Origin of the sequence: Paenibacillus septentrionalis, assembly GCF_042659865.1 — a bacterium.
Taxonomy (GTDB): domain Bacteria; phylum Bacillota; class Bacilli; order Paenibacillales; family Paenibacillaceae; genus Pristimantibacillus; species Pristimantibacillus septentrionalis.
Genome location: NZ_JBHSTE010000001.1, coordinates 317,247 through 333,235, shown reverse-complemented (window position 1 = coordinate 333,235; position 15,989 = coordinate 317,247). Strand labels below are relative to the sequence as shown.

General features: G+C 44.9%; 13 protein-coding genes. 9 read left to right on the top strand and 4 right to left on the bottom strand.

What is annotated here, in order from left to right:
- Positions 1–25 precede the first annotated feature (25 nt).
- The 4 genes from ACFP56_RS01580 (at position 26) to ACFP56_RS01565 (ending at position 2,868) form a co-directional block, all read left to right on the top strand.
- Entirely contained in the window at positions 26–505 is a 480-nt protein-coding gene (locus tag ACFP56_RS01580) for a VanZ family protein (RefSeq protein ID WP_379230396.1), read from the top strand.
- 90 nt (positions 506–595) lie between these two features.
- A complete protein-coding gene (locus ACFP56_RS01575) occupies positions 596–1,012 on the top strand; it encodes a hypothetical protein (protein ID WP_379230394.1) in 417 nt (138 codons plus the stop codon).
- A gap of 147 nt (positions 1,013–1,159) precedes the next feature.
- Positions 1,160–2,167: a catabolite control protein A gene (ccpA, locus tag ACFP56_RS01570; protein ID WP_379230392.1), complete on the top strand. Its 1,008-nt coding sequence runs from the start codon at positions 1,160–1,162 to the stop codon at positions 2,165–2,167.
- Positions 2,167–2,868 carry a 5'-methylthioadenosine/adenosylhomocysteine nucleosidase gene (locus ACFP56_RS01565; RefSeq protein WP_379230389.1) on the top strand — a complete coding sequence of 234 codons (702 nt, stop codon included), beginning with the start codon at positions 2,167–2,169 and terminating at the stop codon, positions 2,866–2,868. Before ccpA ends, ACFP56_RS01565 begins: the two co-directional genes overlap by 1 nt.
- A gap of 120 nt (positions 2,869–2,988) precedes the next feature.
- Here ACFP56_RS01565 and ACFP56_RS01560 read toward each other — a convergent pair whose 3' ends face one another.
- Complete coding sequence (locus ACFP56_RS01560) at positions 2,989–4,182, bottom strand: acetoin utilization protein AcuC (RefSeq protein ID WP_379230387.1); 1,194 nt, start codon at positions 4,180–4,182, stop codon at positions 2,989–2,991.
- Between the two features lie 35 nt (positions 4,183–4,217).
- Positions 4,218–4,856: a GNAT family N-acetyltransferase gene (locus ACFP56_RS01555; protein WP_379230385.1), complete on the bottom strand. Its 639-nt coding sequence runs from the start codon at positions 4,854–4,856 to the stop codon at positions 4,218–4,220.
- Positions 4,857–5,010: 154 nt separating this feature from the next.
- Between ACFP56_RS01555 and acsA the strand changes: the two genes are divergently transcribed.
- Positions 5,011–6,735 (top strand): acetate--CoA ligase, encoded by a 1,725-nt coding sequence (gene acsA / locus ACFP56_RS01550; RefSeq protein WP_379230383.1) that lies wholly within the window; start codon positions 5,011–5,013, stop codon positions 6,733–6,735.
- A 146-nt stretch (positions 6,736–6,881) separates the two neighbouring features.
- Positions 6,882–7,382, top strand: coding sequence for a GNAT family N-acetyltransferase (locus tag ACFP56_RS01545; protein ID WP_379230380.1), 501 nt, complete (start codon positions 6,882–6,884; stop codon positions 7,380–7,382).
- A gap of 129 nt (positions 7,383–7,511) precedes the next feature.
- On the opposite strand, the gene ACFP56_RS01540 is transcribed toward ACFP56_RS01545, so the two are convergent.
- Positions 7,512–10,694: a transglycosylase domain-containing protein gene (locus ACFP56_RS01540; protein WP_379230378.1), complete on the bottom strand. Its 3,183-nt coding sequence runs from the start codon at positions 10,692–10,694 to the stop codon at positions 7,512–7,514.
- Positions 10,695–10,935: 241 nt separating this feature from the next.
- Between ACFP56_RS01540 and ACFP56_RS01535 the strand changes: the two genes are divergently transcribed.
- Both ACFP56_RS01535 and ACFP56_RS01530 read left to right on the top strand, forming a co-directional pair.
- Positions 10,936–11,466: a protease gene (locus ACFP56_RS01535; protein ID WP_379230376.1), complete on the top strand. Its 531-nt coding sequence runs from the start codon at positions 10,936–10,938 to the stop codon at positions 11,464–11,466.
- Between the two features lie 14 nt (positions 11,467–11,480).
- Entirely contained in the window at positions 11,481–13,043 is a 1,563-nt protein-coding gene (locus ACFP56_RS01530) for a flotillin family protein (RefSeq protein ID WP_379230373.1), read from the top strand.
- 85 nt (positions 13,044–13,128) lie between these two features.
- Here the strand turns inward: ACFP56_RS01530 and rpsD are convergent, their stop codons facing one another.
- Positions 13,129–13,728 (bottom strand): 30S ribosomal protein S4, encoded by a 600-nt coding sequence (rpsD, locus tag ACFP56_RS01525; RefSeq protein WP_379230371.1) that lies wholly within the window; start codon positions 13,726–13,728, stop codon positions 13,129–13,131.
- 365 nt (positions 13,729–14,093) lie between these two features.
- On the opposite strand from rpsD, the gene ACFP56_RS01520 reads away from it, so the two are divergent.
- The gene (locus tag ACFP56_RS01520; protein WP_379230368.1) at positions 14,094–15,989 is read left to right on the top strand and encodes a sensor domain-containing diguanylate cyclase; all 1,896 of its coding nucleotides are present in this window, start codon (positions 14,094–14,096) and stop codon (positions 15,987–15,989) included.

Here is a 15,989-nt window from a genome sequence, read left to right as displayed (position 1 = left end):
TAACGAAGCTGAAAGGTGGAGGCAAATGAATCAGACTAATCATCAACAATCCAATCAAGAAATTCATCAACAATTGAAGCAAGGTAGGTGGAGGAAGTGGCAACGAAAGCTGCGCTGGCTGCCTGCTATTGTGTGGATGGGCGTTATTTTTTATTTATCCTCGAAAACTGGCGATGAGCTTAATACGGTGCTGCCCTTTATTCAGCAATATTTCCCGTTTATCCAAGATTTTAATTGGGGGCACTATGTCAGCTACTTCATATTAGCAATGGCCGTAGATTACGGGTTTGGAGCAAGCGCTAGAAGCTGGCGTACAAAGCTGTACATTGTACTGATCTGTACAGTGTATGGGGTGACGGATGAAATTCATCAATATTTTGTCGGAGGCAGAATGATGGACATCTATGATGTGCGCAATGATGCGATTGGCGCTGCGGTTTGGGTACTGCTGGCGAAGGTTCCTTTTGTGGAAACGATATGGAAAAAATTAAGTTATGATCGCTAGCAGGAAATGAATCAAAAAATGTCGAATCCCTTAGGCATAGCACGATAGATTTAAAGCTGTTGTGAGAACGTGTGAGGGAGTGATATTCTCATGCAAAAGCAATGTAATTGTGGAGAATTGATGAATCTGAAACTGAGAACAGTTATTTTTTCAGGCAAGGTTGAGATCGATAACGTTCCTATTTATACATGTGCGATTTGCAGTCATAGTGAGGTTATACCAGAAGTAAAGGCAGATCTGTCAGGTCTAATACAGGAGCTTGGAGATCGTCCGGAAAAACAAAGCTATTTGTTTAACGAATGCAATGAGTGGGCAAATATATTAGTAGAGTATAAATTGGTGCAGAAAACGGCTCAATCCGCACAATACAAGCTGGAGCAGATGATCGAGCAGCGTACCAATGATTTGCTTGATCTTTATTTGCTTGCCCAGGGACTGAAGGATGAGGTTTGGCTGGATTCAATCCGTAAACGCTTGCTACAAATCGGGGCACAAATGAAGAATTGATGAAGGTTTCGAATACATAGTACGGAATATATAATCTTTGCAGGTTAGAAACGTAGAAACATTGCGAAAAATGTTATTTTACAGTATTATAATTCCAATATGTGTCGAACGTATCAATCAATTTTATAGTAAATGGAGAGAGTGCTCGTGACGGTAACCATATATGATGTAGCAAGAGAAGCGGGAGTGTCCATGGCAACAGTATCTCGCGTAGTAAACAACAATCCTAATGTTAAGCCTGCAACACGTAAAAAGGTGTTTGAGGCGATCGAAAGACTTGGCTATCGTCCAAATGCAGTAGCTCGTGGACTTGCAAGCAAAAAGACCACTACAGTTGGTGTTGTCATTCCTGACATTTCGAACGCAATCTTTGCAGAGGTTGCACGCGGTATTGAGGATATCGCAAATATGTACCATTACAATATTATTTTGTGTAATGCGGATAAAAAGAAAGAAAAAGAAATCCGCGTTATCAACACGCTGCTGGAGAAGCAGGTAGATGGCTTGCTGTTTATGGGCGGGGCTGTAACAGAGGAGCATCAGCAAGCATTCCGCACGGCAAATGTACCAATTGTGCTGTGCGCAACATCTGAAGAATCGGGAAATCTTGCATCTGTTGATATTGATCATGAGGCTGCGGCCTATGACGCGGTACAAGCACTGATCAAGCAAGGACATACCTCCATAGCAATGATCAGCGGCACGTTAGAAGATCCTTCCAATGGCTATGCTCGATTTAGCGGCTATAAAAAGGCTCTCGCTGAAGCTGGAATTACATACGATGAATCGCTGGTTCGCATCGGCAATTATCGTTATGAGTCCGGTGCTGATGCTATGCGCTACTTCCTGGATCTTGAACAGCGTCCAACAGCTGTATTCTCTGCAACGGATGAAATGGCAATTGGCGCTATTCACTCTATTCAGGATCGCGGACTGCAGGTTCCAGGCGACATTTCAGTAATTAGTGTGGACAATAGCCGCATGGCATCAATGGTCCGTCCGCAGCTGACAACTGTTGCACAGCCTATGTATGATATCGGTGCAGTATCAATGCGTCTATTGACGAAGCTGATGAAGAAGGAAAATGTAGATCAGGCACAAGTGGTGCTGCCGCATGAGCTGGTTGTTCGCCAATCAGTAGGAGGCAGCAAGTAATGACATTTACGCGCATTGGCATTATTGGAGCTATGGTTGAGGAAATCGAGCTGCTTCATCAAAATGTAAAAGATATTAAGGCATCTCAGCAGGCAGGCGTTACCTATTATGAAGGTAAGCTGCATGGGGTTGAGGTTATCTATTGCAAGTCTGGCGTAGGCAAAGTGAATGCGGCTATTTGTACCCAGGTGCTGTTATCGTCTTATCAAGTGGATTGCGTGCTGTTTACAGGCGTAGCTGGCGCACTTGATCCAGGCTTGAATGTAGGCGACATCGTCATTTCAAGCAGTGCAATGCAGCATGATATGGATGTGTCCCCGCTTGGTTTCAGCAAAGGGATTATTCCATTTCAGGAAATCTCTGATTTCCCTGCAGACTCATCGTTAGTTGAGCTGGCTAAAGCTGCTGGACAAGCACTTTTCCCAGGTCGTACCCTCGTAGGACGCGTCGTTTCAGGAGATCAGTTCATTGCCAGCGTCGATAAAGTAAAAGAGCTGCATGAGCATTTTGGTGGCGTATGTGCTGAGATGGAAGGCTCTGCTGTTGCTCAGGTATGCACAGCAAACGGCATTCCATTTGTTGTCATTCGTTCAATGTCGGATAAAGCAGATGGTTCTGCTGAAGTGACTTATAATGAATTCGTGGTAACAGCAGCGAACAATTCTTATGCGATGATCGATCATATGATTTCTAATCTATAGGATAGCTGCTTAGCAGTTAAGGCTGGTTGCATGCTCTGCATGCGACCAGCCTTTTATGTTTAATCCCTCCTCGTATACACGATATCTTCACACGTATGCAATGATCGCTGCAATGACTTGCTATAAATCCTGCACCGCAACCACAGCAATTTGCTTATTGCGAGCAGTAATTTCTTCGCGTCGCGGAATAGCCTCGATGCTGCCAGCAACATCCTGCCAATATTTTGGCAGCTGTTCAGGACTAAGCGATTGCCATTGCTGCACCCAGCTCTCAGGGAGGGGCGTAAGCACGTTGCTGCTTCGTGCGTGAAGCAGCTCATCACGTAATGGGTGATCGCTCATTTCAAGCCATACAAGCGACCAGGCACGCGGTACAACACGCCATAGATCATAGCCTCCACCGCCCAGAGCAACCCATTTGCCACCACAATACGTGTGTGCAAGCTCATGAATGATCATCGGAATGCGTTCATAGATGGCGATTGAGCAATGCAAATGCGACAATGGATCATAAGCATGTGCGTCACAGCCATGCTGGCTAATGATAAGGTCCGGTTTATAATAGTCAATCGTCTTTCGTAATGTATATTCAAAGCTATCCAGCCACGATTCATCCTCAGTGTAAGGTTCGAGCGGGACATTAATACACGTTCCGTAGCCTTGCTCAATGCCTCGCTCATATTGATATCCGGTGCCAGGGAACAGAAACTTGCCTGTTTCATGGATTGAATAGGTGCAGACGGATGGATCAGCGTAGAACGCTAGCTGTACGCCGTCGCCGTGATGCACGTCCGTATCGATATATAGCACGCGAGCTTGATGCTTTTGCTGGGCAGCCCGTATCGCAATGACAGCATCGTTGTAAATGCAGAAGCCCGCAGCTCGATTAGGAAGGGCGTGGTGCAAACCACCAGCCATATGATAGGCGTGCTCCGTTCGTCCGCTAAGCACCTCTTCTACGGCATGTACCGTACCAGCGACAATTGCACAGGCGGCTTCGTGCATGCCTGCAAAAAATGGCGTGTCGTCTGCATGAAATCCATAGAGCTCAGCATTTTCCCGCAGCTCGGAAGGCGCACTTGCAGCGCTTAGCTGTTGAATTGCTTCGACGTAGGATTCATGATGGGCAAGCCGCAGCATGTCTTTCATCTCATAAGAAGGAGGCTCCATGATAGCTGCAGCTGTTAAGGCGTGCACATGCTCTAATAAAGAAATGGACAGCGCATATCGGATAGGATGGAAGGGATGATTATGTTCAAATTGATAGCTATTGGCTGAGCTGGAATGGATAAATCGAATCTTGGGATTCGTCATAGCCTTGCGTTCATTCCTTTCTGCTTGGTGCGATGCTAATACATAAATCGATTGCGAAACCGGACACGGTCAAACTGCTCAATCGAGGATAAAGGAACCTCTGGTCCGATTTTCACCATAAGACAGTTCGCTGGATGTGCGCAAATTTCAGGATCATCTGTGGCGTACCAGATCATATCGACCGCTTGCATCAGCTTCTCCATCATCTTGCGGTAATCCCACACGTTTAGACCGCTGCCTTCCAAGTCCCAGTGCCAATAATACTCGGTTGTATAAACAATCATATTGTCAAGCTGCTGCTCGGCAAATGCGGTAGTAATAAGCTGCTTGCCTAATCCACAGCCTCTATAAGCATCAGCGACCTCAATAGCGCCAAGCTCAACCAAGTCCGGCATATTTCCTTCAGACCAACGCTCGTATTCATCAGGGTAATGAAAGGTAACATAACCGACAATGAGCCCATCGACATGAGCAGCAATAATCCGACCTTCAGGAAGTCCGGCAATTTCTATTAATGCTTCATGCTGATCTTTAGGCTTGCGAAATGCGTCCAGAGTCGTATCCAGCACTAAGCTCTTTAGCTGCTCTGGGGGGATAGGACCTTCAATTCGCAATGTTTGGTCTAAAGAAGGGACATAGTAGTCCTTTGATTGGAAACGTTTTCTATGCTCCATATGCCGTTCCTCTTTCTATAAGCTAGTTTATATTCTACTATACAGAATTGTTCGCGATATGGAAAGATATAGTGCAATGGATTATTTCATGTTATAATTATTCCATTGTAAGCGCATACTTTCGATTTTATTGAATGGATGGGAGAGTGAAACGATGATTGACCTACATCAAGAGCGTATTCCAGCAACTGTTACAGATGGTAATCTGCCAAATTACGAAGCTGCCCGCGAGCAATTTTCTTGGGAGCAGATTGAAGCACAATTTAGTTGGGCTAGTACAGGGAAGGTTAATATTGCCTATGAGGCAATTGATCGACATGTAGAGCAGGGACGCGGCGAAAAGCTTGCCCTTATATACAGTGATCAGCAGCGTGAGGAGCGTTATACGTTCCAGGAACTGAGCTTGCAAAGCAATCGTTTCGCAAATGGAATCCGCAGCTTGGGTATAGGTAAAGGAGATCGTGTCTTTATTTTTATGCCGCGAACGCCCGAGCTTTATGTTAGCGTGCTAGGAAGCATTAAAGTTGGTGCAATAATAGGTCCATTGTTTGAAGCATTCATGGAAACTGCGGTAAAGGATCGCTTACAGGATAGCGGTGCAGTAGCAATCGTTACAACCCCTGCTCTGCTCTCCCGTATTAAACGAGACGAGTTGCCTGAGCTAAAGCACATTATCGTGTTTGGCGACGAGGTGGAAGAGGGAGATGGCATTGTCAGCTATAGTCAGCTGATGACTGGACAAAGCGAAGAAGCCGAAATTGAATGGGTGGATCGCGAGGACGGCTTGATTCTGCATTATACCTCCGGCTCTACAGGTAAACCGAAGGGCATCTATCATGTTCACAACGTGATGGTGCAACAGAAGTATACAGGACAGATTGTTCTTGATCTGAAGGAGAACGATGTATACTGGTGCACCGCGGATCCAGGCTGGGTAACTGGAACCGCTTATGGAATTTTTGCTCCATGGCTGAACGGTGTGACGAACGTTGTACGCGGTGGTCGCTTTAGTCCAAGTGATTGGTATAGCGTGATCCAGAAATATGGCGTTACCGTATGGTACAGCGCGCCGACAGCGTTCCGCATGCTAATGGGAGCTGGAGATGACGTGGTGAAGGACTTTGATCTTAGCAGCCTTCGCCATGTGCTTAGTGTCGGTGAACCACTGAATCCAGAGGTTGTACGCTGGGGAATGAAGGTATATAATCAACGAATTCATGATACATGGTGGATGACGGAAACAGGCGGTCAGCTTATTTGCAACTATCCGTGCATGGACATTAAGCCAGGCTCAATGGGTAAGCCGATTCCTGGGGTAGAAGCTGCTATACTTGATGATCAAGGCAATAAACTGCCTCCATATCGCATGGGTAATCTTGCAATCAAGGCTGGCTGGCCTTCGATGATGCGCAAGGTATGGAACAATGATGCGAAATATGCAGAGTACTTCAGAATTCAGGATTGGTACGTCTCTGGCGACTCCGCATATTGTGATGAGGACGGCTACTTCTGGTTCCAGGGCAGAGTCGATGATGTGATTAACACGTCTGGTGAGCGAGTCGGACCGTTTGAGGTCGAGTCGAAGCTTGTTGAGCACCCAGCGGTAGCAGAGGCTGGCGTAATCGGCAAGCCAGACCCAGTACGGGGTGAAATTATAAAAGCGTTTATCGCGCTTCGTGACGGCTATACGCCTACGGAGGAGCTTGAACAGGAAATTAAGCAGTTTGTAAAGGTTGGGCTGTCAGCTCATGCTGCGCCAAGAGAAATCGAATTTAAAGACAAGCTGCCTAAAACGCGCAGCGGTAAAATTATGCGTCGCGTATTGAAAGCATGGGAACTGAATTTGCCGACTGGCGATTTATCGACGATTGAGGACTAATTGAATCAGTTATATCGTAACGTTTTATACACAAAAGCCTGTTGACCCTATTATTGGGTTGGCAGGCTTTACAATTTATGCGATGCTGTTTAGCATAGATACCAAGGATGCTTATAACACTTGCAGGACGTAAGGAGAGAAAGAGGATGGACCTAATACTGGAGGCTGCTGTGACAGAGCAGCAATATGAAAAGCTGGCAGCAATGGCTTCAAGCATTTGGAATGAATGCTACAGCAGTCTGTTGACGCCATCGCAGATCGAATACATGCTTGCTCGCTTCCAATCAGCTGAAGCGATACAGGAGCAGATTGAGCAGCAGGGCTATCGCTATTATTTCATTGTAGCGAACGGACAAAAAGTCGGCTATACTGCGCTAAAGATCGAGTTTCAAGCATTGTTTCTAAGCAAGCTGTACATACAAAGCAAGGTTCGAGGAAAGGGGTATAGTAAATTAGTCATTGGCAAGCTTGTAGAAATAGCTAATCAAGCGAAGCTGAAATCAATCTGGCTGACGGTCAATCGTTATAACGAAGCCGCGATTGCGGCATATAAACGCAGCGGGTTTGTGATAACAGATGAGAAAGTAACCGACATTGGCAACGGTTATGTGATGGATGACTATATTATGGAGCTTGCATTAGTGTAGTGTTGCATTCTAGTCCTTATAATACGAACACATGAAAAATGCAGGGCAAATGTCAGATTCGATCTAACATTTGCCCTGCATTGCTTTTATGTGGATAGAACGTGCTTCACAATTGAAGCTAACAATAAATTATTGTGCGACAAGCTTCGTAGAATAGCTGGATTCGCCTTCATCGTTGACGGCTGTCACGACATAGGCGCCGCCAGATTGAACCCCATTGTGTTCATAGAAGGCAGTATTGGTTGAACCAAGCTTCGTATAATGACCGTCGTTGTTTGCACTATAATAGACATTATACTGTGTAACCTGCTCGGATACGGAATTGCTCGACCAGCTAATAAGCAAGCTCATGCCAACATACTCAGCAGACAGTCCACCTGGAGCTGAAGGGATGGACAGCGTAGAGCTGTTTCCATTACCGTTGTTGCCCCCAGGATTACCGTTCCCGTTCCCATTTCCATTACCATTCCCGTTACCGTTGTTTCCAATATTGCCGTTGTTACCACTGTTATTGCTATTCAAGCTGTCTTCGTCTTCGTGTTCATCTTCCCAGTCAGAGCCAGGAAGTGTATGACTATTGCCGACTTCCACTTTAAGACTAGGCTCCGATTGCTTGCCTACAACATCCACTGCTACGACATAGAAGCTCGTATGTTGAGACTGATTTAATGAAACCGGAACAGAATAGCTGCTCTTGCTGTACAGAATCGAATCTCCAAATTTCTCATACGGTCCGCCATTAATGGAGCGGTAGATACGATAGCCAACAACATCACTAGAGCTGCTGTTGCTAAACGTTAGGACATATGAGCCATTGTCAGCTCGATTTAATCGAACATTCGGAGGGTAGGCTGGAATTTCACCATCATCCTCGCGTGGATCAATAACGGAAGGAGCATCCATTCCCGCATCAGCTGGCACGAATATCGACATATCGCGTCGGCTAGTAGCTGGAAGCTTCGCTTGTGCAGCCTGCAAGTCAAGCATAAGCTGATCAAGCGGTGTTTTCCGTACGATAACGAGCTTTTCCTTCAGCATATCATCCGGCGTTAACGGATTAGGCTTATAGTTGACACCGTTATATTCAATCACTTTAACATTTACAAGCGAATCATCTGTTTTGGTCGGCAAGTATTCCTTGTTGAACCAGTCTGTAACTATTAATCCTGCAGATTTGTTCAAGCTGGATGGGACTAAGCCGCTTGTTGATGATACCGAAGCCTTTACAATGTTATCTGGCTGCGTGAACTTCTTGTTTTCGAACAAATCTGGACGCTTTTCTGTTAATTCATTCATCACAATTGCCCAAACTGAACGAGCACGCGTACGGCCATTTGTCGTTAGCGTATGAATTGGTTTTTCATAACCAGCCCATACCCCTAGTGTTACGTCAGGGGTATATCCAACGAACCAAACATCACCATAGCTTTGCGTAGAACCAGTTTTACCAGCGAAGTCAATCGAGTTATACGCTTTTAATTGACCGCGCAACGCTGCACCAGTTCCAGAACCATCAGCGATAACGGTACGAAGCATATCCGTCATCAAGAATGCCGTTTGCTCGGAGAACAAGCGTTTAGGTGCTGGCTTATGCTCATAGATGACTTTTCCATTCGCATCTGTAATCTTCGAGATCATGTATGCATCATTAAATTCACCATAATTGGCAATTGAGCCGTATGCATTAGTAATTTCTTCAACGGTAACACCGCGCTCCAAGCCGCCAATAACGCCTGTTTTCGCATGATAATCGGAGTCTGTTATCGTCGTAATCCCAAGCTGCTTTACAAAATCCAGCGCAACTGGAATGGTTAAATCCTCATTGTAAATTTTCAACGCAGGAATATTTAATGAACGATTCAACGCAGTTCGAGCCGTAACAAGCCCCGCAAACTTCCGATTGGAGTTGAGCGGAATATGATAGCCCTTCTGTCCATCCTCCAGGATGAGCGGCGCATCATCAATAATGCTTGCAGGCTGCACAATGCCCATCTCAATCGCAGGCAAGTAAGCTGCAAGAGTTTTCATCGTTGAACCAGGCTGACGTATCATTTGCGTAGCATGATTGAGCTGTTCCTTGTAAAAATCTCGTCCCTCTAACATGCCAAGAATTTCACCAGTTGCATGATTGATAAGCATAGCTCCAACCTGCTCGATGCCCTTTTCAGGACTATCTGGCGTAAAGTTGTCGGGATTGCTGCCGATCTCATGCATAATGTCGTAAACCTCTTTATCGATCGTGGTGTAGACATGGTATCCACCGCGCAGCAATGTTTCGCGTGCTTCCTCGACCAGGTAAGCATTTTCTTCCTTATTCAGATCCTCAATTGTTAGCTCCTTATTATCCTGCAGCAAAAGTCGCTTCGCTGCTTCTCGCTCTGCCTCGAGCATCAAGAAAGGATACGTATTGTAGGCTTTTTCAGTTGGTTCTGTGATCGAAGAGCGAATATCAAAGGCTAACGCCTCGCTGTACTCTGCTTCAGTAATTTTTCCAGTGTCAAGCATTCGGCTTAAGACGAGCTTTTGACGTCTGATGGCATTTTCTATCCCTTGCTCGTTATACTGACCAGTTCCTGTAAATGCAGTATATTTGCTAGGCAGCTGCGGCAAGCCTACCAAGTATGCAGCTTGTGCAGTATTTAGTTGATTAAGGTCCTCAATGCCGAAGATTCCTTTAGCCGCGGCCTTGATCCCGAAAACTTGATAACCATTAGAACCATTACCGAAAGGCATTTTATTTAAATACGCAGTTATGATTTCTTCTTTTTGCAAATATCTTTCCATACGGATCGATAGGAAAATCTCTTTGATTTTTCTGCTTTCGGTTCTATCCAAATTCAAAAATACGCGACGCGCCAACTGCTGTGTTAGCGTGCTTCCCCCAGTTTGCGTATCTTCATTGAATAGGCGTTCCTTGACAGCACGTCCCAAACCATGCGCATCAACACCGATATGCTTCCAGAAGTTTTGATCTTCTGTTGCAACAAGGGCATCTAACACAATGGTTGGTATATCATCGTATGTAACGACAATTCGGTCCTCGTCGGTGCGAAGCTGACCGACTAATGTTCCATCATTAAAGTAAACATAGCCTGTCATTGAATATTCTTCGATTTTGCTTTGGATATAGGATTGGGGACGAATTTCCTCATCTTTCACATTAGCCGCAACATAACCTGCAATTGCGCCGCCTGCTAGCAAGCCTCCAAAAATCAGGAATAGCAAAATCCATTTGAAGGTTAAGAAGCTAATAAGGCTAAACCACCGAAAAGCGCCATAAGGCCTCGACTGTGATTTTTGTTCCTCTTCCATAAGTTCACATTCCTCCTCTAGCATAACATTCGTATTATACCATAAATGTAAAGGGTGAGTATATTACGGATGAAAGCGTCTGACACACTATAGTTGACGCGTTTTTCATAGCGAAAGTTGCTCGAATTTAGGAAATATTGACAAGCTATAACGAAATTAAATGAAACCTAACACAGGTAATTGATGTATAATCTAATAAGATGACCCATATTTTCAAAATATCATATTGGGAGGGAGGAGTATGGAAACTTTATTCTGGGTATGTTTTCTAATCGGCATTGTATACACCGTAGCAGTTGTCATTTTTGGAGACGCACTGGCAGGAGCGCTGGATGCTTCTCTTGAATGGCTGCAGCTCGATAATTTGCCGGTCCTGCAGCCCCTTACATTAATAAGCGGGCTTACGATTTTTGGTGGTTCAGGTATAGTACTTCTAAACTTTTCTCTCTTATCGATGGCATTAGTTATTACATTTGCACTTGTGATCGCAGTCATTGGCGTCATCATTGTTTACTTTGTCTATATTAAACCGATGGCGAATGCTGAAAATTCTACTGGCTACTCCATTTTTGATTTGGTAGGAAAAGAAGCCCAAGTGGTTGTTCCAATTCCTTCTAATGGTTATGGAGAGGTGATTGTCAAAACGGCTGGTGGTATATCGAATCACACAGCTGCCAGCTATGACCAAGTGGAAATAGTGGGTGATCAGTCAGTTGTTGTCATTGAGGTTAAGGAAGGCGTATTGTTTGTTTCACCACTTTCATTAGATTAGGAGGAATGTGGAAGATGAATGAGTTTTTGACGATCCCTTTAATCGTAGTAGGGGTAATAATTGTACTGGGATTGGCGTTTTGGGCAAGATACAAGACGGTCAGTCCAGATGAAGCAATGCTTGTAACAGGCTCATTTCTCGGGTCAAGAAACATATTGGTGGATGAATCAGGACGAAAGGTGAAAATTATTCGCGGCGGCGGTTCATTTATTCTCCCGATTTTTCAGCAATCTCAGTTTCTATCACTATTATCACATAAGCTCGATATTGCGACACCAGAGGTATACTCTGCCCAGGGGGTTCCTGTTTTCTCCAACGGTGTAGCAATTATTAAAATCGGCGGTTCAATCGAGGATATTGCAACCGCAGCAGAGCAGTTTCTAGGAAAACCGACTGAAGCGCTGCAATCCGAGGCGCAAGAGGTGCTAGAAGGTCATCTTCGCGCGATTCTTGGTACGATGACGGTTGAGGAAATTTATCGCAACCGTGATAAATTTGCGCAAGAGGTGCAAGGTGTAGCTGCACGCGATCTAAAGAAGATGGGTCTGCAAATTGTATCCTTCACGATCAAAGATGTGCGTGATAAGCACGGATACTTAGATGCGCTTGGTAAGCCAAGAATTGCAGCTGTAAAGCGTGATGCTGAAATCGCCGAGGCAGAAGCCGCGCGTGATGCAACGATTCAAAAGGCGCTCGCAACCGAGGCAGCACAAAAAGCACAGCTACTTACAGAGACGAATATTTCAGAGGCTGAACGCGATAAGGAAATGAAAATTGCGTCTTTCAAAAGAGACCAGGATACAGCTAAAGCGGAAGCGGATCAGGCTTACTCGATTCAAGAGGCGAAAGCTAAACAAATCGTGGTTGAAGAGCAAATGAGAGTAGAGCTTGTACGTAAAGAACGTGAAATCGATCTTGAAGCAAAAGAAATATTAAGACGCGAGAAGCAGTATGATGCGGAAGTAAAGAAAAAAGCAGATGCTGATCGTTATGCGGTCGAGCAGGCAGCGGAAGCGAACAAGGCTAGGCAGCTAAGAGAAGCGGACGCAGTTCAATATCGTATTGAAGCGGAAGCGAAAGCGGTAGCCGAGCAGAAACGATTGGAAGGTATTGCGGTAGCTGAGGTTGAGCGCGCACAAGGTACAGCAACTGCGGAGGTTATTAGACTGAAGGGGCTAGCTGAGGCTGAGGCAAAGGAAAAGCTGGCGCTTGCCTTCGAGAAGTTCGGCGAAGCAGCTGTACTCGATATCGTATTGAAAATGCTTCCTGAGCTTGCAGGCAAGGTTGCAGAGCCGATTGGCAAAATTGATAAGCTGTCTGTTGTCGACACGGGCAACGGGGAAGGCGCAGCAAGACTAAGCAATTATGTTACATCGCTAATGGCGACAGCGCCGGAAATGCTGGAAAATGTTACGGGTATTGAAGTGAACAATCTAATTTCCCGTCTTGCTAACGGCAAGGGTAAGCTGCAAAAGGACGGCTCTATCTCAGTAGAGCAAATTGCTGCAGCCGCAACAGCGCTGCAGGCCAACCAAACAAAGGAAACAAAAGTACCAAATGATCCAAAAGAAAATTAAAAAATAATTCATGTGTACTCATAAAATAAATAGTGAAACAAAAAAAAAGGACTGCAATTGCTTGCAGTCCTTTTTGTAGAGCTTATTAACGAGAGTAGAACTCGACAATTTGCTTCTCGTCGATTTCTTGAGAAAGCTCCGAACGCTCAGGCAAACGAACGTATTTACCTTCAACAGCTTGGTCGTTGAACTCAAGGTAACCTGGAAGGTGAAGACGGTTTTCTAGCGCTTCCTTAACGGATTTTAGACCGCGGCTGCGCTCGCGAAGACCGATTACGTCGCCAACAGAAACGGAATAGGATGCGATGTCAACTTTTTTGCCGTTAACTGTGATGTGACCGTGAGCAACTAGCTGACGAGCACCTGCACGAGAATTAGCAAAACCTAGACGATATACTAGGTTGTCTAGGCGGCTTTCAAGAAGCACCATGAAGTTTTCACCGGCAATACCTTTCATTTTTGTAGCTTTACCGTAAAGGTTGCGGAATTGTTTTTCGCCCAAGCCGTACATATGGCGAAGTTTTTGCTTCTCCATAAGTTGTAGACCATAGCCGCTAATTTTGCGACGAGAGTTAGGGCCATGTTGTCCCGGAGGGAATGCTCTCTTAAGATCTTTACCGTTTCCAGCTAGAGAAATTCCAAGACGGCGGCTTAGTTTAAATTTAGGACCAGTATAACGTGACATGTGTCGATTAACTCCTTCTTCAAATGAGATTATTGAGGATGGGGTTGTGTTTCGCGGATAAGAAGGTGCAGCTTGTACTGCACTGTCAGACACATCAGCCGCAGGTCCGACAGTCCTTGCAAATCCTGAGGGTGACACAAAACCGTACGCCCATAATACCATCACTAATATTATAAAGACTCCTATGGAAAAGTCAAGAAATGTTATATGGGAGCTTGATGCCGCATTTAACTTTGCAAAATATACCGTCTAAAGACCTAATAATTTGTAGGTTATTAGTGCAAAATTCTCAGAAATAGAGTATGATAATGTGAGAGAAAGCTCATCTCCTTAGGGCAGTAAAGGAAAGGGTTGGGTGCAAAATGATGGACGGAACTTTTGGAATGAAAAAACCAACAATCTGGTTTGCTAATGAAGACTTCCATGATGCAGATGAACCATACTTACCAGAGCTATTCAAGGAAAGCTTTCATGCATGGTTTGAGGATGCACAGGACTTGGATGTATGCCAATATGGAGTGTTCCGCCTGTATTCACGTTCAGCTTCCTTTTACAGCACAGAGCCCCGCAATCAGCAACAGTTGAACAGCGCAAATTGGGATGAGGTTATGAACAGGCTGGCTAACCAATGCATTCAAAGTGAATCGTATACGGTTTTGCTTGAGCAAAACGTACAATATAGTGCAGTTCCAATCCGTAGACGCAAGGACAATAAGATGTTTGCTGTATTTGTAAGTGCAGTGAACAAAGAGCACGCGATAAGCAAGGCCGAGCTGGAAGGCTACATGAAGCATTACCGCGTACATTTTTATCGTGCTTTCGAAAGTGTGTTTGTCAAAGAAATTATGCTTCAAAAATCAATGATTGATAAAGAAGCGACACATCGGGAGCGCCTTTTTTTAATTTCCAAACGATTATATGATCAGATCGATGCTGAAAGTGTAGTGCGTGAGATGCTGCATAGTTTGGAAGAACTGTATCAGGACTCGAAAATCCACTTGTATTTATCCCAGGACCATCTGGAAGGCGATAGCCGAGTACGTCCGCTTGAATTTCGAAATTCTACGAATAATATTGTGACAGAGGCGTTTCTTGAAGGTAAGCATTGCATTGACCGCGATCAGCCAGGCTATATCCGCTTGGCAATTCCGATGAATGGCAAGCAGGCCGCTTACGGGGTACTGTGTATTGAGATCAATCGAGTGCATTGGGATGAGTCGGATTTGCCGGCATTTATGCTTATCGCAGACACGGCAGGATCAGCCTTTGAAAATGCGAAATTATACGAGCAATCCAATATGCTTATTAATGAGCTTCGCATCATTAATGAGATGACGAAGCGCTTGAATCAATCCTTGCGTTCACGTGAAATTTTTCAATATGCTACAGCTGAGCTTTTGAAAGTATTTAATGCAGATTATTGCTGCGTGCTGCAGCTTGATCGCAAAAAGAATGAATTCAAGGTTCGGGCAAGCAATCTTGAATCACTGCTTGGCAAAGCCTACGCCAATGACTACGGGTTTACAGGCATTGTATACCGAACACGCGAAGCGCTAATTACATCAGACTATTGGAACAAGCAAAATGTATCGTCCGAGTTAATGGAGGATACCAATTCCAGGTCGCTGATTGGAGCGCCAATTTTTGTTGATGGTGAGGTCGCTGGCGTTATATTAGTGACGCATCGTCAGGCCAATTATTTTTCATATGATAACTTCAAGCTGCTTCAAGTCGTCAGCACGCATATTGGCTTGGCAATTACCAATGCATCGCTGCACGCTGAAATGCATAAGATGATTATTACAGATAATTTGACAAATTTGCATGCTCGCCACTATCTGGACGAACAAATTCAGCGCAAGCAGCGAGTAGATATGCAAGGATCGCTCATCCTTGTCGATATTGACTTCTTCAAAACGATTAACGACACGTATGGTCATCAGGTAGGCGACCGGATTCTGATACAAGTGAGCGCCATCATCAAGTCGTCGATTCGTAATGGGGATATCGCAGCTCGCTGGGGCGGTGAAGAGCTCGCAATTTATTTGCCCAATGTTCCCGCAACACGAGCAGTTCAAATTGCTGAACGTATCCGTATGAGAGTTGAGCATGAAACCGATCCCAAGGTTACTGTATCCTGCGGCATAAGCGAATGGGAAATGTCTCATGATAAAATAAGCGTTGAATCGCTGTTTTATCGAGCTGACATGGCATTGTACGAGTCCAAGAAGAATGGACGAAATCGAATCAACATCGGTTAA